This window comes from Nocardia caishijiensis NBRC 108228 (genome assembly GCF_001612825.1).
Taxonomy (GTDB): Bacteria; Actinomycetota; Actinomycetes; order Mycobacteriales; family Mycobacteriaceae; genus Nocardia; species Nocardia caishijiensis.
Map to the genome: position 1 here is coordinate 32348 of NZ_BDBE01000028.1, position 16618 is coordinate 48965.

Below are 16618 nucleotides of genomic sequence, written 5' to 3' on the forward strand. Positions count from 1 at the left end.
CGTGCGGGCGAACATCTTCTGCCCGCACGGCCTTCGTGGTGTTCACAGCATTTTGCGCACGACACGCGATGGCAGGATGCGCAGGGCGTAGCCCAGGGGCACCCACGGCCAGGCGGGGACATACGCCTTGGCGCGGCGCTTCTCGATCGCAGCGACCATGGCGCGTACGCCGGTTTCGGTGTCCACCATGAACTTCGGCTCATGCTTGACGCGGTCGTTCATCTCCGAGCGGATATAGCCCGGGTAGATCACCGAGACATCCACGCCGGGAACAGCTTCGGCGCGTAGCCCGTCGGCGAGTGCGGCGACACCTGCCTTGGTCGCGGCATAGGTGGTGAGGGTTTTGGGCATTCCACGCAGGCCGGAGATCGAGGAGATCATCACCAGGTGGCCCCGACCCTGAGCGCGGAAGATCTTCATGGCCGCCTCGGTTTGGGCCAGCGCCGCAAGGAAATTCACCACAGCGGTTTCACGGTTGGCCGTGTGCTTACCGGTACCCAGCGGTGCGCCCTTGCCGAGTCCCGCGTTGACGATCACCCGATCGAGGGTGCCGAACTCGTCGGCGAACTCGTCGAAGACGGTGAACACAGCAGTGTCGTCTGTGACATCGAGCTGTTTCACCGAGACGGCCCGGCCGGGGTGTTCGGCGAGGATCTCGGTGCGCAGCTCGTCGAGGCGCTCGGTGCGGCGGGCACACAGCCCCAGGTCGTAGCCGAGGGCCGCGAACTGGCGGGCCATCTCCGCGCCGAGCCCCGAGCTGGCTCCGGTGATGAGAACGGCGCCCCTGCTCATGACAGCGCCCACGTCGAGCGGCGGAACGAATCGTTGTGCGAGTCCATCCACTCACGCTAGCGATCGCGGCCACCGGACGCCGACCGGACAGCCGTTTCCAGCGCCCGGTCCGCGCGGCGTCGTCCGTCGCTGTCCTCGGCGATGTGCGACGGAATAGACCCTTCGTTCCAGTTCGAAATATAACTTGTTGGCCTACAGGATCTTTCACTGACCTTCTATTGAGACCGATCGATCAAATATGCGAGACTGCGAACCGCTATCCACCATCGAGAACCGAACAGGATCCACCATGTCGTTCACCAAACTGGTCACCGCGGGCATCACCGCACTGGCATTCGGAGCAGTCCTCACCGCGGGCCCCGCCACCGCGGCCCCTGTCGCCCCAGTGGTTGCCCCCGGCGAACCCGCACCGGGTGGCGTCGCGTCCGGCAGCGCCATCATCGATGACGTCGCCGAGCTCTTCCGCCAACTCCAGTGCGGCTCCGCCTACTCCTGCGGCGCCCCCGCGTAACCCTCTTGTCCGGGCGGTTCCGACCCGCCCGGACAGGCTGGGGCCGCTCGACTACGACATTCGGCGAACGGAACGCCGTTGCAAGAACACGGTCACCGCGAACAACAGGACACCGGCGACCGCCAGCAGAGCGCCGACCAGGGCGGGGGCGGTGTAGCCGAGGCCCGCGGCGATGACGAGGCCGCCGAGCCAGGCGCCCGCGGCGTTGGCGATGTTGAGGGCGGCGTGGTTGAGGGCGGCGGCGAGGGTTTGGGCGTCGGCGGCGACGTCCATGAGGCGCGTTTGCAGGCCGGGGGCCAGGGCCGCGCCGGAGGCGCCGACGAGGAAGGCACCGACGGCGGCGGTGATCGGGTTGTGGGCGGCGAGGACGAAACCGGCCAGGATGACCACCATCGCGATCATCGCGGCGAAGATCGACCGGTCGACGCCGCGGTCGGCGAGGATGCCGCCGATGATGTTGCCCGCGATCATGCCGAGGCCGAACAGGGCGAGCACGATCGGCACGGCACCGATCGGCATGCCCGCGACGTCGGTCATGGTGGTGGCGATGTAGGTGTACACGGCGAACATGCCGCCGAAGCCGATGGCGCCGACCGCGAGGGTGAGCAGCACCTGGGGGCGGCGCAGGGCGCCGAGTTCGGTCATCGGGTTGGTGATCTTCATGTCGCTCAGGGCCGGGACGTACCGCCACAGCGCGAACATCGTCGCCAGGCCGATGATCGCGACGACCACATAGGCGTCGCGCCAGCCCAGATGCTGGCCGAGCCAGGTCGCGCCGGGGACACCGACCACATTCGCCACGCTCAACCCGAGCATCACCGCGGCTACGGCCTTCGCCCGCTGTCCGGCGGGCGCCAGGGTCGCCGCCGCGAGTGAGGCGACACCGAAGTACGCGCCGTGCGGCAGACCGGAAACGAATCGCGCGAGCACGAGCGTGCCGAAGGTCGGCGCGAGCACGGTCGCGGCATTGCCGACGGTGAACGCGGCCATCAACGTGATGAGCAGCTTCTTGCGCGGCACCCGCGCGCACAAGGCGGCGATCAGTGGCGCACCGACGACCACGCCGAGCGCGTACGCCGACACCGCGTGCCCGGCCGTCGGCTCGGAGATACCGAACGCCTTCGCGATGTCGGGCAGCAGACCCATGGTGACGAATTCGGTGGTGCCGATGCCGAAACCTCCCAGCGCCAACGCGAGCATCGCCGGGACATGCCAGCTTGTGCGTGGCGCCTCGGGGCGGTCAGTGGTCGCAAGGGAAGAAGTCACGCCTCGTTACAACGACCATCGCCAGGCGTTCGCTACCAGCACAGTGCGTGAGTTGCCCCACCTCCGACGCTTCGTCGGCGGAGCAGCGAAGGTGGTGGTGCGGGGCCGCGCCGGGCCTGCTCCTTCCGACACTCGCTGGCGGAGCGAAACAGACCGGGCAACAACAGGCATCCGGAAACAAGAACGGCCCGGTGGGGCCCGCTGACACGCGCAGCAGGGGCTCACCGGGCCGGGGAAGCTACTTCTTACTTCAGGGCACGCGCCAGGTTGGCATCCAGCGCACCCAGGAATTCCTCCGTGCTCAGGTACCCCTGATCGCCGCCGACGAGCAGCGCCAGGTCCTTGGTCATCTGCCCACCCTCGACGGTCTTGATGACGACGTCCTCGAGCGCCTGGGCGAAGCCGATCACCTCGGGGGTGTTGTCCAGCTTGCCTCGGTGCTCGAGCCCACGGGTCCAGGCGAAGATCGACGCGATCGGGTTGGTCGAGGTCGGCTTGCCCTGCTGGTGCTGGCGGTAGTGCCGGGTGACAGTGCCGTGCGCGGCCTCGGCCTCGCAGGTCTTGCCGTCCGGGGTGAGCAGCACCGAGGTCATCAGGCCGAGCGAACCGAAACCCTGGGCGACGGTGTCGGACTGCACGTCGCCGTCGTAGTTCTTACAGGCCCACACGTAACCGCCCTCCCACTTCATGGAGGAGGCGACCATGTCGTCGATGAGGCGGTGCTCGTAGGTGAGGCCCGCGGCGTCGAACTCGGCCTTGAACTCGGCGTCGAAGACTTCCTGGAAGGTGTCCTTGAACATGCCGTCGTAGGCCTTGAGGATGGTGTTCTTCGTGGAGAGGTACACCGGGTAGTTCTGCTGCAGGCCGTAGTTGAACGACGCGCGCGCGAAGTCCTCGATGGACTTCTTGAAGTTGTACATACCCATGACGACGCCGCCGTCCTCGGGCATCTTCACGACCTCGTGCACGATCGGCTCGCTGCCGTCCTCCGGGGTGAAGGTGAGCGTGACGGTTCCCGCCTCGTACACCTTGAAGTCGGTGGCGCGGTACTGGTCGCCGAACGCGTGGCGGCCGATGATGATCGGCTTGGTCCAGCCGGGCACCAGACGCGGCACATTGGAGATGATGATCGGCGCGCGGAAGATGGTGCCACCCAGGATGTTTCGGATGGTGCCGTTGGGCGAGCGCCACATCTTCTTGAGACCGAATTCCTTCACCCGCGCTTCGTCGGGGGTGATGGTGGCGCACTTGACACCGACGCCGTGCTGCTTGATGGCGTTCGCCGCGTCGATGGTGACCTGGTCGTCTGTCTTGTCGCGGTACTCGATACCGAGGTCGTAGTACTCGAGATTCACGTCGAGATAGGGATGGATCAGCTTGTCCTTGATGAACTGCCAGATGATCCGGGTCATCTCGTCGCCGTCGAGTTCTACGACGGTGCCTTCAACCTTGATCTTGGACATGGATCTTCGTGTCCTCCTCGGTGGGTGCCCTCATTGCACGGCCGGGCGAACACGCTTGTGAGCGGACCCCAGCAGTTCCAACAGACAACGTATATGCCCCGCGTTGTCTGCGGGACGTGTAGGTGCAAACATGACAAGCGTACTGCTGCCAAGGACCTCACCGCGACGGGAGGCCCAACTGTGCGCACAGCTCGAAACTACCCCCGCCCGGACGTGCGCCGACTCGCGCGCCGCGTACTCACGAGTAGTGCGCAACCACCCAGGCAGCGGATGGCAAACGGCTCGCAAGTGCGCGGGCCACCCTCGGAAGGTGACCGACACACGGCTGGGCGTCAGGTGAGCGGCGCAGCGGGCTCGTCGAGTGCGGCCAGCTCGGTGGCGAGGGCGGTGCGAACCTGCTCGGCGGCGGCGCGGTGCGCGGCCGCCGCGCCGTGGTCGCCCAGCCGCTCGGCCAGTTCGGCGAGGACGGTGTCGACCGGGCCGAAGGCGACCGAGCCCGAATCCATGCCCGCGATGGTGCCCGCCCGTGGCAGCAGGTCGCGGTAGAGCCGCTCGGCGGCCTCGGCGGTGCCGATCCGGGCGACCACTCTGGCCTCGAACGCCGACATCGCGCCCCAGTAGTAGTCGCGCAGCACCTCGGTGCCCGCGTCGAGGACGGTGACCGCGCGCGCGGTGTCGCCCGCGTCGAGCAGGGCCAGCGCGTACACGTAGCTGATCGCGTGCGGCGCGGCCGCGTACAGCTGCGCGTACCCGTCCAGGCCGGGGGTGAGGTCGCCACGGGCCCACCCGGTCATCATCCGGGCCAGCAGGATCAGTTCGGCGCCATTGGCGTTGCCCGCCGCGATCATCTTCGCGCTGAGGTCGGCGTCGATCGCTTCGGCGGTGTCCAGGTCGCCACGCAGCACCGCGAGGACGGCCAGGTGCGCGGTGGACACGACCAGCAGCGGGCCGAGCTGTCCGCCCTCCGCGCAGTCGAGTGCCTCCGCGATCGCCGACCGCGCCGCGACGAGCCTGCCCGCGCCCGAGGCGACGAGGAAGCGCAGGAAGTGCGCGACGGCCTGGTACTCGGGCAGCTGCGCCGCGGTCGCCACACGCAACAGGTCCTCGGCCAGGTCGGCGCGCTCGGCCCACAGATCGGGGCCGAGGGCGACGAAGGCCCTGGCGTTGAGCGCCGCGCACAGCAGTTCGGGGTCGCCGAGTGCGCGCGCGGTGCGCAAGGCCTCGGCGGAGCAGGCGAAGGCGCGCGCATTGTCGAACCCTTCCACGGCGAAGACGGTGCTGACCAGGAGCCTGACGCGCAGGTCCGGCGCGGTCGTGCGGTGCAACGCGGACGCGAGGTCGACCGACATGTCGGAGTCGGGCAGGCCACGGTCTCGGCTGCTCCAGATCGTCGGGGCGCGCCAGCAGGTGAGAACGGCGACGACGGGGTCTTCGTCGCGAGCCGCACCGCCCTCGCCCGGTCCGGCGGTGCCGCTCCGCATCAGGGCGCGGGCCGTGGTCATGGACTCGACGCGGAGGCGGCGGGCCTGGTCGTCGTTGCCGCCGTAGGCGAGGGCGTTGATCAGCGCGCAGCGGGTGGACAGCGCGGCCAGCCGGTCCGCTCGGGCGGCCGTCGGACTGTCGTGGCCCGCGCGGGTGTGCAATTCGAGCGCCGCGCGCCACAGGGGCTCGGCGTCCTGGTGGGCTCGTCGGGCGGTGCGTCTGCGGGCAGCGGCGAGGACGTAGCGCAGGGCACGGGTGGCCGTTGCGGTGGCCGCGCCCGCGATGGCGTGATGTGCCATGGCATCGAGCACGACGGTGTCGACGGCGGCGAGGTCGGCGTCGTCCGCGTGGCCCACGTCCGGGCGGGTGCCATGGCCCGCGGGCGAGATCCCGCGTTCGAGGAGTTCCAGAGCGGCCCAGTGCAGGCGGGCGCGGCGCAGGGTGGGGATGTCGTCGTACACCGCGTCACGAATCAGGGCGTGCGCGAAGGAGATTCGATCCGTCTCGACGTGCACGAGGCGAGCGACCGCGAGGGTGTCGACCAGGTCGATGAGAGCGTCCTCCGGTTCGGCGCTCAGCGCGAGCAGGGTGTCGAAGTCGATGTCGTCGCCCCAGACCGCGGCCAGCCGCAGGGCGCGGGCGGCGCCTGCGGGAAGCCGGGTGATGCGGCGGTGCAGCACCGCCCGCACCCCCGCGGGCACGGCGCGCAGATCACCCACCGCCGCAGCGAGCGTCGCGACCTCGCGGACGAACAGCGGGTTACCAGCGGTCCGGGCACGCAGCCACTCGACCGTTTCGTCGTCGAGGGGCGTCAGTCCGGCCCGCTCCGCGACCGCGCGCACCGCCACGCCGTCGAGCCCACCCAGCACCAGCCGCCGACCCGTCGACCCGGCCAGCGCCGCGGCGGTGGCCCGCACCCCCGAATCGGCCTCCGACCCCCGCGCGGTCACCAGCACCAGCAGCGGCCGCTGCGTCAGCCACGCCACCACCTGCCGCAGAATCTGCAGGGTCGCGCTGTCGGCCCGATGCACGTCCTCGAGCACCACCAGCAACGGCCCATCGGCCAGTCGCCGCCCACAGACCCGCGCCACCACCCGCGCGATGGCGAACGGTCCCGCCTGAGCCCCGACACCTTCGGTCATCGCCGGGGCCGCTGCATGGCCGGACTCCGCCGATGCCCAGGTCGGTTCGAGACCGTCGAGCAGGTGGACCCAGGCCCAGGCGGCGGGCGCGCCGTCGACCTCGGGGCACGAGGCGCTCGCCACCGCCCATCCTCGGGCGGCGAGAGTCGCGTCGAGCACCTCGACCTGCGTCGATTTGCCCGCGCCCGCTTCACCTTCCAGCCACACCACCCGCGCGCGTCCTCGCGCGACCACCTCTGCGGCCTCGGCGAGCAGGGCGGAGCGTTCGGCTGCGTAGCCGACCACCGCAGGCCCTGCGTCATCCGCGAGGTGGATCTGGACGGGCTCGGCGCTGACGGTGACGTGACCGCCGTCCGAGAGGTGCGAAACCTGTCGCCGGTCCAGTTCGGGAGCGTGGGTGAGGATGGCGGTTTCGAGGTCGTTGAGGGCCGGGCTCGGTCGGACACCGAATTCGTTGTCGAGATAGGCGCGCAGGTCGCGAAGGGTGGCGAGGGCGTCGAGTTGGCGGCCGAGGCGGTACTGAGTGAGCGCGAGCAGGCAGGCCGCGTTCTCTCGATCGGGGTGATCGGCGACGTGGCGGTGTAGGAGCACGAAGGCCTCGTCGGGGCGGTCGAGGGCCAGGGCCGACTCGGCGCGGCCCTCCACGGCTACGCGGCGGAGTTCGTGCAGGCGGGCGGCCTCCGCGAGCACCCAGTGGGCGGTGGCGAAGGGCGCGTACGGCTCACCGTGCCAGCAGGCCAGCGCCGCCCCGAGCCGCTGGAACCGGTGGGCGGGGTCGTCCGCGTCGCCCAGGGCAAGCAGCCGCTCGAAGCGCCAGGCGTCGACCGCCTCGGGACCCAGGCGCAGGGCGTAGCCGGGTGCCTCGGAAACGAGCACGGTGGCCCGCGCGCGCGGCGGGCGCGCCGGTTCGACGGCGCGCCGCAGATAGGAGATGTGCGCCTGCAGTGCGCCGAGCGCCTTGGGTGGCGGGTCGCCCGCCCACAGGTCGTCGATCAGCTGGTCGGTCGACACCACCGCACCGCCCGCGAGTACCAGCCTGGCCAGCAGCGCGCGCTGACGCGGCCCACCGAGGTCGGCGGGCCGCCCGCCCACCTCGACCCGCAGCGGGCCGAGTACATCGATGCGTACGGCGGTCGCGCCGCCGTCCGGTTCGCTCTGTTCGATCGGGTCAATTTACCGGGCGATACGCACCCCCGCGACACCGATCGCGACGCCTTGGGCGACCGTGCCGGGAATGATCCACCAGCCTTCCGCGCCCGGCAGCAGGCCGGGAATCATCGCCGCGACCGTCATCGACAGCGTGCCCGCGAGGATCAGCACACCCGACCACCGCCCGAACACCGCGGCGGGCCGCAGCAGCGCGTACACCGCGAGCAGCACGAAACCGAGCAGCAGCGCCATCGACAGCGGCGCGAGCACGGCGGCCGACGCGTCGGCGATCTCGCTTGCCGTGTGATGGTCGACCCCGGTGCTCACGAACACCTCGTGATACGCACCGATCGGAATCACCACGGCCAACCCGGCGAACAGCGACCCGTGCGCGAGGGTGAGCATGCCGCTCGCCACTCCGCCGTCCGGTCGACGGATGGCGCGGACCAGCGCGGGCAGGCCGACCGCCATCAGCACGGCCCCGACGGCGAATGTGAGGTGCGCGGGCGCCCAAGTCGGCGCGTGGACGGCGTCCTCGGAGTGTTCGAGCGGGTGCAGCAGGTTGCCGACGGCCCACAGCAGTGCGCCGACGGCGAGGGTCACCGCACGGCCTCGGTCCCGGTGGGGCGGCGCCGCGACGGCGGGAGCGGTGGATTGGGGCGATTCGATCGTCATGCACCGAGCCTGACCGGGCCCGATTGGTATCCACTTGCGAACGATTTGCGGCGCGGACGGGACCCGACACACCACGGCGGAAGTGATCCAGGTGACGTTTCGGCGGGAAGTTTCCGTGTGAGCGGGCTGTCCGGTTAACATGTCGTCCAAGGTCATGAGTACCAGCGCGAAGCCCCGGCTCGCTGGTCGGCAACCCTCCAGCTGCGGTGGGGTGCTCCGGGTGATGACCGGGCTCTCGAAGGTCGGGAGCAAGCGCGCATTTCAGGAGGACCCCATGTGTTGTTGTCCGTCGATCCGCCCCAGCTGAACCCCCGACGCACAACCCCTGGAGCATGACCATGACCGACTCCGCCCTGCCCGAGAACTGGTCGTTCGAGACCAAGCAGATCCACGCGGGCCAGGCCCCCGACGCGAGCACCAACGCGCGGGCACTGCCGATCTACCAGACCACCTCCTACACCTTCCGCGACACCGAGCACGCCGCCGCGCTGTTCGGCCTCGCCGAACCGGGCAACATCTACACCCGGATCATGAACCCCACCCAGGACGCGGTGGAGCAGCGCATCGCCGCCCTCGAAGGCGGCGTCGCGGCCCTGCTGGTGGCCTCGGGCCAGGCCGCCGAGACCTTCGCGATCCTGAACCTGGCGGGCGCGGGTGACCACATCGTGTCCAGCCCCCACCTCTACGGCGGCACCTACAACCTCTTCCATTACTCGCTGCCCAAGCTCGGCATCGAGGTGTCGTTCGTGGACGACCCCGACGACCTGGCGCAGTGGCAGGCCGCGATCCGCCCGAACACCAAGGCCTTCTACGGCGAGACCATCGCCAACCCGAGCAGCGCGGTGTTCGACATCCCCGGCATCGCCGGTGTGGCCCACGAGAACGGGCTGCCGCTGATCGTCGACAACACCGTCGCCACCCCGTACCTGATCCAGCCGCTGGCCCACGGCGCCGACATCGTGGTGCACTCGGCCACGAAGTACCTCGGCGGCCACGGCGCCGCGGTGGCGGGCGTGATCGTCGACGGTGGCACCTTCGACTGGACCGTCCGTGACGCCGAGGGCAACGCCCGGTTCCCCGGCTTCACCGAGCCCGACCCGAGCTACCACGGCGCGGTGTTCGCCGATCTCGGCGCACCCGCGTTCGCACTCAAGGCCCGCGTGCAGTTGCTGCGCGACCTCGGCGCGGCGGTGTCGCCGTTCAACGCCTTCCTCATCGCGCAGGGCATCGAGACGCTGAGCCTGCGGGTGGAGCGACACGTGAGCAACGCCGTCGAGGTGGCGAAGTTCGTCGCCACCCAGCCCGGTGTGGACGCGGTGCACTACGCGGGCCTCGAGACCTCGCCCTGGTACGAGCGGGCCAGGCAGCTGGCGCCCAAGGGCGCGGGCGCGATCGTGTCGTTCGAGCTGGCCGGTGGCGTCGACGCGGGCAAGAAGTTCGTGGACGCGCTCAGCCTGCACAGCCATGTGGCTAACATCGGTGATGTGCGTTCTCTCGTGATTCACCCGGCCTCGACCACGCACTCGCAGTTGACGCCGGAGGAGCAGTTGGCCGCCGGTGTCACGCCCGGCCTCGTCCGGCTCGCGGTGGGCATCGAGGGAATCGACGACATCCTGGCCGATCTGCGGGCCGGTTTCGCGGCGGCGACGACGTGACTGTGAGCACCGAATCGCCGATCACCCGTCCCGGCACCGGCGTGGCCCTGCTGCCACCGCCGGACGGGCGACTCGGCGTGGTCGCCATCGGGGACGTGACGCTGGAGAACGGCGCCGTGGTCCCCGATGTGCGGCTGGCGGTGCAACGGTGGGGTGAGCTCTCCCCCACGCTCGACAATGTGGTGCTCGTCGAACACGCGCTCACCGGCGACTCCCATGTCGTCGGTGGGCCCGACGGGGCGCCCGGCTGGTGGGAGGGCATGGTCGGGCCCGGCGCGCCGATCGACACCGAGCAGTGGTGTGTGATCGCCACCAATGTGCTCGGTGGCTGTAAGGGCAGCACCGGACCGTCCTCGCCCGCGCCCGACGGAAAGCCTTGGGGCGCACGGTTTCCCTGGGTGACGATTCGCGACCAGGTGACCGCCGAGGCGCAGTTGCTCGACCTGCTCGGGATCGAGCGGCTCGGTGCCGTCGTCGGTGGGTCGATGGGTGGCATGCGGGTGCTCGAGTGGATCATCGGGCACCCCGAGCGGGTGTCGGCGGCGCTGGTGCTCGCCGTCGGCGCGCGCGCCACCGCCGACCAGATCGGCACCCAGACCACCCAGATGGCGATCATCACCGCCGACCCCGACTGGCAGGACGGCAACTATCACGGCACCGGCCGTGCCCCGATGACGGGCATGGGCCTGGCCCGGCGCATCGCCCACCTCACCTACCGCACCGAGGGCGAACTCGAACACCGCTTCGCCAACCACGCCCAGGGCGACGAGGACCCGTGGGCGGGCGGCCGGTACGCGGTGCAGAGCTACCTCGAGCACCAGGCCGACAAGCTCGGTCAGCGTTTCGATCCGGCCACCTATGTGCTGCTCAGCGAGGCCATGAACCGCCACGACGTGGGCCGAGGCCGAGGTGGCGTCGCCGCCGCGCTCGCCTCGACCCCGGTGCCGTGTGTGGTCGGCGGGGTCGACTCCGATCGCCTGTACCCGTTGCACACCCAGGCCGAGCTGGCCGACGGCCTGCCCGGCTGCGCGGGTCTGGAGATCGTGCACTCCCGCGACGGGCACGACGGCTTCCTCACCGAGGCGGCGGCGGTGTCCAAGCTGCTCACCGAAACGATGCGACTGGCCCGCGAGAACCGCTGAGCGCGGTCAGGACGCGGTGAGCAACGCGACGATCGACCGCACATAGGCTTGCAGGCGTTCGCGCGAATACTCCTGCGGCGCGCTCACCGCCAGCCTGCCGAGCATCTCGGCGACGGTGAGCGTCGAGTTCGCCAGTAGTTCCGCGTCCATGCCCGACCAGCGCGGCGACCACGAGATGCCCACGCGCACAAGCGCTTGCGCCCGGTCGAGGATGTCGTCCCGGGAATCGCGCAGGGCGGCACGGTATTCGGCGGGTGCGCTGGCCGGGGTGGCGAGGATCAGCCGCCAGCGGGTCGGATTCGCCAGTGCCACATCGACGAACGCCTCGACCGTAGCCGAGGCAGCCGCCACCGGATCGACTCCGAGCAGGTCTTGCGGCAGGGTGTCGGCGATCTGCTCGAGCCCGCGTTCACGTTCCCGCTCGAGCAGGGCTTCGACGAGTTCGGCCCGGGTCTTGAACACCGTGTACAGCACCGGTTTTCCGACACCGGCCTCCTGCGCGACGGCTTCCATGCTCAGTTCGTGTAGTTCCATCCGGCCGAGCACGGTGAACGCCGCGTCGAGCAGACTCCCCCAGCTGGAAGGTGTGGGCGGCCCCGACGGCGCTGATCAGTTTCCAGCGCGCGGTCACCCTCGAGCACTTCGATCCCTTCCTGACCGCCGCCGTGGCCGACTCCCACGGCATCTACGACAGCCCGGCCAGCCGCCTCGACCACACCCTCGCGTACTTCCTGCTGGTCGCGGTGGGCGACGGCCGGACCGCCGTCCAGGCCGCCGAGCACCTGATGCGGGTGCACGCGCCGATGACAGGCATCGAACCGGTGAGCGGCAAGCGCTACAGCGCCAACAACCCCGGCTCCCAGCTGTGGATCCACATCGCCGGCTGGCACTCGGTACTCGAGGCCTTCGAGATGTACGGGCCCGGCCCGCTGAGCCGCGAGGACGAGCAGCGGTACTGGGCCGAGTGCGCGATCGCCGCCGAACTTCAGACCTGCGACCCGGCCGATGTGCCGCGCGATCGCGAGGAGGTCCGCGCCTACTTCGACCGGGTGCGCCCGCGTCTGTGCGTGACCGAACGGGCCGTCGAGGGCATGCATTACCTGCTGTGGACGCCACCGAGCAAGGGCTGGCACTTCGCCGTCGGCAGCAGGCTGCTCTCGCTGGCGAGTATCCCGAGCCTACCGAGGTGGATGCGGACGCTCGGGCGGTTCGCGCTGCCCCCGGCACTCGATCCGCTGCTGCGCCTTCCGGCGAAGGCGATCGCCCGGACCGCCGCCCGCCGCGACAACTGGGCCATGATCAAGGCCGCACCGTACATCGCGCCGATGTCAGGGGCGATCCTGGCCGCGCATGCCACGTGCGCGCCGCCGACGACCCCGACGACGATCACGCCGCAGCGAGCCAGAAAGCTCTACGGGAGCAAGGGCGACGCCGGCTTGTGGGCGACGTCGCGCGTCGGCGAAACCGCCTGACAGCGAACACCATCGACGACTCGGCGCGCTGGGGCCGCCGTCGTCGTGGCCGCCGCCCCCCTACGCCGAGCGGCGCCTGGCCCGCTCGATGTGATTGATATTGACCTCGATCCACTCGCGCAGGGCTGTAATCGGTTCGCGCAGACTGCATCCCAGATCCGTGAGGGTGTATTCGACGCGCGGGGGCACCGTGGGATACACGGTGCGCTCGACGAAACCGTCGGCTTCCAACTGCCGCAGGGTCTGGGTGAGCATCTTCTGGGAGACGCCGCCGATGCGGCGCCGCAGATCGGTGTAGCGCAGGGTGCCGTCGGCGAGCGCGTCGACGATCAGCACCGTCCATTTGCCCGCGATGGTGTCGAGTACCTCGCGCGTAGGGCATTTCGCCGAGTACACGTCGGCCGGTAGTCCGCTGAGTTCGTGAATGGTGGCCACCCGCCTGATTCTAACGCACTTTCAGGTGCCTACTTCCTTATCGGATGTAACTCTCCGATAGTAAGAAACATGCTTACACAGACACTTTCGGTCACCGACGCCATCCGTACCCGCCGCACCGTTCGCCACTACCTGCCCGACCCGATCGCCCCCGAAATCCTCGACGAGTTGCTCGACCTGGTCGTGGAGGCGCCGAGCGCCTGGAACATGCAGGACCGCTCGATCGTCCTCGTGCGCAGTGAACAGGGGCGCCGAGCGCTGTCGGAGGCGGCATTCGGACAGCCGCAACCGCTGGAGGCGCCCGCGGTGCTGGTTTTCGTCGCCGACCCGAACGCCTGGCGCGGCGCCCAGCCCGATATCGCCGAGCAAGCCGTGGCCAACGGGGCATGGAACGAGCAGTTCCGGGCGATGTTCGAGTCGCGCGCGGAGTACCACTCGCTCGATCAGCGGGGACTGCTGCGCGAGAACGCGGTGAAGAACGCCATGATCGCGGCCACCTACACCATGCTCGCCGCCGCCGGGCTCGGCTTGGCGTCGGCGCCGATGAACGGGTGGGACGAGGCCGCGGTGAAGCGTGCCGTCGGCATCGATCCCGCCTCCGACCTGGCGATCGCGGTGCTGGTCACCGTCGGTCACGGCGCGGGCCTGCCCCCGCATCCCGGTCGCAGGCCGCGGGCGCAGACGGTCTTCGCCGAGCGCTACCCGCTCAGCTGACGCCGAGGGTGTTGATCGTGGCCGCGAGGAAGACGATGGCGCTGCCGAGGGCGGTGAGCCAGGCGACGTCGAAGGGCTTGCTGCGGACCGCGAGCAGCCCGACCTGCACGGTGGGCAGGCACAGCCGGAAGGCGGCGGCCACCAGGGCCGCGCTGCCGAAGATGAGGGCGCCACGTCGCCAGCGATCCCAGGCGACGAAGGCGACGGCGATCACGATCAGCACGCTCACCACGGTCATCGGCAGGTGACTGCGCAGGTACTGCTGCCACGCGCTCAACCGCACGACGCGATGCTTGCCGGTGGTCTGCGCCTCGTTCACGCTGCCGATTGTCGCAGTGTTGCGCGCTGCCCGCACACAGGGGCCCGCTACCCTGCTGCGGGTGTTCAATGTGATGTTCCATCAGCCGGTGATCCCGCCGAACACCGGTAACGCGATCCGGTTGGTCGCGGGCACCGGATGCACCCTGCATCTGATCGAGCCGCTCGGGTTCGACCTGTCGGAGTCGAAGCTGCGCCGAGCGGGCCTCGACTACCACGACCTGGCCTCGGTCACCGTGCATCCCGACCTCGAGACGGCCTGGGCCGCGATCGGCCCGCAGCGGGTCTTCGCGTTCACCACCCAGGCCACCACCCGCTTCACCGACATCGCCTACCAGCCCGGCGACATCCTGCTGTTCGGCACCGAACCGACCGGGCTGCCGCCGGAGGTCCTGGCCGATCCACACATCACCGACCAGGTGCGCGTCCCGATGCTGCCCGGGCGGCGCTCGATGAACCTGTCGAACACGGCCGCCGTCGCGGTGTACGAGGCGTGGCGCCAGCACGGGTTCCCCGACGCGGTCTGACCTGGTCGGGCTCGTGCCCGCGCAGCGAAGGCGCGCTACCGGCGAGGCTGTCTCGGCGGGCCGATCGAGCGGGCGGCCAGGATGTGGTCTGGCTGGTCGGGGCTCGCTCTCGCGCGACGAAGATCCGTCCCGCGAGTTCGACCGGCAGGCGGAGGGTGCGTCAGTCGATGTCGAAGCGTTTGAAGCGGGAGGTGGCGCCTGCCGTGAGACGGACCGTGGACTTGGGGACGCCGAAGTGGTCGGCGAGCAGTTCGATCGCGGCCCTGTTGGCCTTGCCCTCCGTGGCGGGGGCACGGACGTAGAGGGTGAGGGTGCCGTCGGGGGCGGTTTCGACCAGGGGGCCTTTACGGCTGTTCGGTTTGATCGTCGCCCGCACGGTGGGCACCGGGATTCTCCTTCGCGGTCTCGCTCGATGTCGCCGTGTCGCTCGCCGAGGCGTTGGTTTGCGCTTCCGCCGTGGGCGGTGTCGGCTCGGTCTTTCCGACAGTCGGTGGGGCACCGGGCGTTGCGGCTGTGCGGGTGATGGGCGCGGACCGCCGGACGACGCGCAGGATCGCGTAGAGCACGCCGCCGAGCAGGGCGAACAGGCCCAACCACGGCACCGCCTTGCCCGCGAAGACGACCGCGTCGCCGAGCCAGTCGACCAGCGAGTTCCAGCCGGAGACGAGGCCGTCCCAGAACGAGTCGGGCTCGCCCGGCGCCTGCTTCTTCTCGGCGGTGAGGGTGATCGTGAGGGTCGACAGGGCCACCTGGTCGTCGAGGCTGCGCTTCTGGGCGGTGAGGCTGTCGAGCTCGCCCTGCCTGCTCGACAGCGCTTCCTCGGCGGCGATCAGGTCGGCGGTGTTGGTCGCGCCCGCGATCAGCGCTTTCAGCCGGTCGACGGAGGCGCGCAAGGCATTGATGCGGGCGTCGAGGTCCTGCCACTGCATGGTGACGTCGTCGCGGTTGGTGCTGATCTCGGTGACCGTGCCCGCGTCGCCGAGGTCGGTGATGAAGGTGTCGGTCTTGTCGGCGGGCACCCGCACGCTCAGTACGGCGCGCGCTACCCGCTTGTCGGTGCCCGGCTGTTCGGTGCGGCTGTCGACGCGGCCGTTCAGCGCCCGCACCCGGTCGACGACGGTGCCTGCGGCGGCGATCGGGTCGTCGGCGGTGATGGCGACCGAACCGGTGATCACCTCTTTGCGCGTCGACGAATCCGACGGCGGTGGGCTGTCTTTCGCCGGTGCGCCTTCCCGGAAGCCGGGCGCGACCGCGGCGGCGGGCCCGGACACCGACGGCGCGTCCGCCTGATCGGACGCGGACTCCTCGGCGCCGCCACACCCGACCGGGAACACCAGTCCGAGCAACGCGATCATCACCACGACAAGCTTGCGCATGGTCGCAGCGTAGTGCGTTGTCGGCGCGCAGCGGGGCTCAACGGAAGTCGCGGGATCGGGCCACGATGCGCAGGTCGAGGTGTTCGAGGTGGTCGGCGACCAGACTCGCCACGCCCTCGGCGTTCTGGATGCGGCCACGGACGAGCAGGGCGGTCGCGCTCTGGGCCAGGCGACGGTAGCGGGTCCACAGGCCGACCGAGCAGACCACATTGATCATGCCGGTCTCGTCCTCGAGGTTCAGGAAGGTGACTCCGGCGGCGGTGGCGGGGCGTTGGCGGTGGGTGACCGCACCCGCGACGAGGATGCGGGAACCGTCCTCGACGAGCAGCAGGTCGGCGGCAGGCACCACGCCGAGTGAATTCAGGTGGGCTCGAAGGAATTCGGTGGGATAGGTGTCGGGTGAGATGCCGGTGGCCCACACGTCGGCGGCGGCGAGTTCGAGTGCGCTCATCCCGGGCAACGACGGCGCCTGCGTCACCGCACCGGTTCCGGGCAGCAG

17 protein-coding genes and 1 riboswitch are annotated in these 16618 nt (G+C 70.0%); of the genes, 6 read left to right on the forward strand and 11 right to left on the reverse strand.

What is annotated here, in order from left to right; translation table 11 throughout:
* Window positions 1-42: 42 nt before the first annotated feature.
* The gene (locus tag NC7_RS11415; RefSeq protein WP_067981752.1) at window positions 43-792 is read right to left on the reverse strand and encodes an SDR family oxidoreductase; all 750 of its coding nucleotides are present in this window, start codon (window positions 790-792) and stop codon (window positions 43-45) included.
* Window positions 793-1081: 289 nt separating this feature from the next.
* Between NC7_RS11415 and NC7_RS11420 the strand changes: the two genes are divergently transcribed.
* On the forward strand, window positions 1082-1303 hold the full coding sequence (locus NC7_RS11420) for a hypothetical protein (protein WP_157101941.1): 222 nt from the start codon (window positions 1082-1084) through the stop codon (window positions 1301-1303).
* 51 nt (window positions 1304-1354) lie between these two features.
* On the opposite strand, the gene NC7_RS11425 is transcribed toward NC7_RS11420, so the two are convergent.
* The 4 genes from NC7_RS11425 to NC7_RS11440 form a co-directional block, all read right to left on the reverse strand.
* Complete coding sequence (locus NC7_RS11425; protein ID WP_067981756.1) at window positions 1355-2503, reverse strand: MFS transporter; 1149 nt, start codon at window positions 2501-2503, stop codon at window positions 1355-1357.
* Window positions 2504-2814: 311 nt separating this feature from the next.
* A complete protein-coding gene (locus tag NC7_RS11430) occupies window positions 2815-4032 on the reverse strand; it encodes an NADP-dependent isocitrate dehydrogenase (RefSeq protein ID WP_067490842.1) in 1218 nt (405 codons plus the stop codon).
* Between the two features lie 332 nt (window positions 4033-4364).
* On the reverse strand, window positions 4365-7748 hold the full coding sequence (locus tag NC7_RS11435; protein WP_067981758.1) for an ATP-binding protein: 3384 nt from the start codon (window positions 7746-7748) through the stop codon (window positions 4365-4367).
* 81 nt (window positions 7749-7829) lie between these two features.
* The gene (locus tag NC7_RS11440) at window positions 7830-8480 is read right to left on the reverse strand and encodes a hypothetical protein (RefSeq protein ID WP_067981760.1); all 651 of its coding nucleotides are present in this window, start codon (window positions 8478-8480) and stop codon (window positions 7830-7832) included.
* Between the two features lie 150 nt (window positions 8481-8630).
* Window positions 8631-8741, forward strand: a riboswitch (SAM riboswitch).
* A gap of 77 nt (window positions 8742-8818) precedes the next feature.
* Here NC7_RS11440 and NC7_RS11445 point away from each other — a divergent pair.
* A complete protein-coding gene (locus tag NC7_RS11445) occupies window positions 8819-10135 on the forward strand; it encodes a bifunctional o-acetylhomoserine/o-acetylserine sulfhydrylase (protein ID WP_067981829.1) in 1317 nt (438 codons plus the stop codon).
* Window positions 10132-11277 (forward strand): homoserine O-acetyltransferase MetX, encoded by a 1146-nt coding sequence (metX, locus tag NC7_RS11450; RefSeq protein WP_067981762.1) that lies wholly within the window; start codon window positions 10132-10134, stop codon window positions 11275-11277. The genes NC7_RS11445 and metX overlap by 4 nt, the downstream gene beginning before the upstream one ends.
* A 6-nt stretch (window positions 11278-11283) precedes the next feature.
* Here metX and NC7_RS11455 read toward each other — a convergent pair whose 3' ends face one another.
* The gene (locus NC7_RS11455; protein WP_084458373.1) at window positions 11284-11811 is read right to left on the reverse strand and encodes a TetR/AcrR family transcriptional regulator; all 528 of its coding nucleotides are present in this window, start codon (window positions 11809-11811) and stop codon (window positions 11284-11286) included.
* A gap of 50 nt (window positions 11812-11861) precedes the next feature.
* Here NC7_RS11455 and NC7_RS11460 point away from each other — a divergent pair, with 50 nt between their 5' ends.
* Window positions 11862-12749: an oxygenase MpaB family protein gene (locus tag NC7_RS11460; protein ID WP_067981764.1), complete on the forward strand. Its 888-nt coding sequence runs from the start codon at window positions 11862-11864 to the stop codon at window positions 12747-12749.
* Between the two features lie 60 nt (window positions 12750-12809).
* On the opposite strand, the gene NC7_RS11465 is transcribed toward NC7_RS11460, so the two are convergent.
* Complete coding sequence (locus tag NC7_RS11465) at window positions 12810-13184, reverse strand: winged helix-turn-helix transcriptional regulator (protein WP_067981766.1); 375 nt, start codon at window positions 13182-13184, stop codon at window positions 12810-12812.
* A gap of 69 nt (window positions 13185-13253) precedes the next feature.
* Between NC7_RS11465 and NC7_RS11470 the strand changes: the two genes are divergently transcribed.
* Complete coding sequence (locus NC7_RS11470) at window positions 13254-13898, forward strand: nitroreductase family protein (protein ID WP_067981767.1); 645 nt, start codon at window positions 13254-13256, stop codon at window positions 13896-13898.
* Here the strand turns inward: NC7_RS11470 and NC7_RS11475 are convergent.
* Window positions 13891-14217 carry a DUF3017 domain-containing protein gene (locus tag NC7_RS11475; RefSeq protein ID WP_225282012.1) on the reverse strand — a complete coding sequence of 109 codons (327 nt, stop codon included), beginning with the start codon at window positions 14215-14217 and terminating at the stop codon, window positions 13891-13893. The two genes, NC7_RS11470 and NC7_RS11475, sit on opposite strands and share 8 nt — an antisense overlap.
* 61 nt (window positions 14218-14278) lie before the next feature.
* Here NC7_RS11475 and NC7_RS11480 point away from each other — a divergent pair, with 61 nt between their 5' ends.
* The gene (locus NC7_RS11480; protein WP_067981834.1) at window positions 14279-14743 is read left to right on the forward strand and encodes a tRNA (cytidine(34)-2'-O)-methyltransferase; all 465 of its coding nucleotides are present in this window, start codon (window positions 14279-14281) and stop codon (window positions 14741-14743) included.
* Between the two features lie 160 nt (window positions 14744-14903).
* Here NC7_RS11480 and NC7_RS11485 read toward each other — a convergent pair whose 3' ends face one another.
* Genes NC7_RS11485 through NC7_RS30500 form a run of 3 tightly spaced genes read right to left on the reverse strand, consistent with a single transcriptional unit; the run spans window position 14904 to window position 16570 of the window.
* A complete protein-coding gene (locus NC7_RS11485; protein ID WP_067981769.1) occupies window positions 14904-15128 on the reverse strand; it encodes a DUF167 domain-containing protein in 225 nt (74 codons plus the stop codon).
* On the reverse strand, window positions 15088-16119 hold the full coding sequence (locus NC7_RS11490) for a DUF4349 domain-containing protein (RefSeq protein ID WP_067981772.1): 1032 nt from the start codon (window positions 16117-16119) through the stop codon (window positions 15088-15090). Before NC7_RS11490 ends, NC7_RS11485 begins: the two co-directional genes overlap by 41 nt.
* A gap of 37 nt (window positions 16120-16156) precedes the next feature.
* A complete protein-coding gene (locus NC7_RS30500; RefSeq protein WP_373861244.1) occupies window positions 16157-16570 on the reverse strand; it encodes an OB-fold nucleic acid binding domain-containing protein in 414 nt (137 codons plus the stop codon).
* Between the last annotated feature and the right edge of the window lie 48 nt (window positions 16571-16618).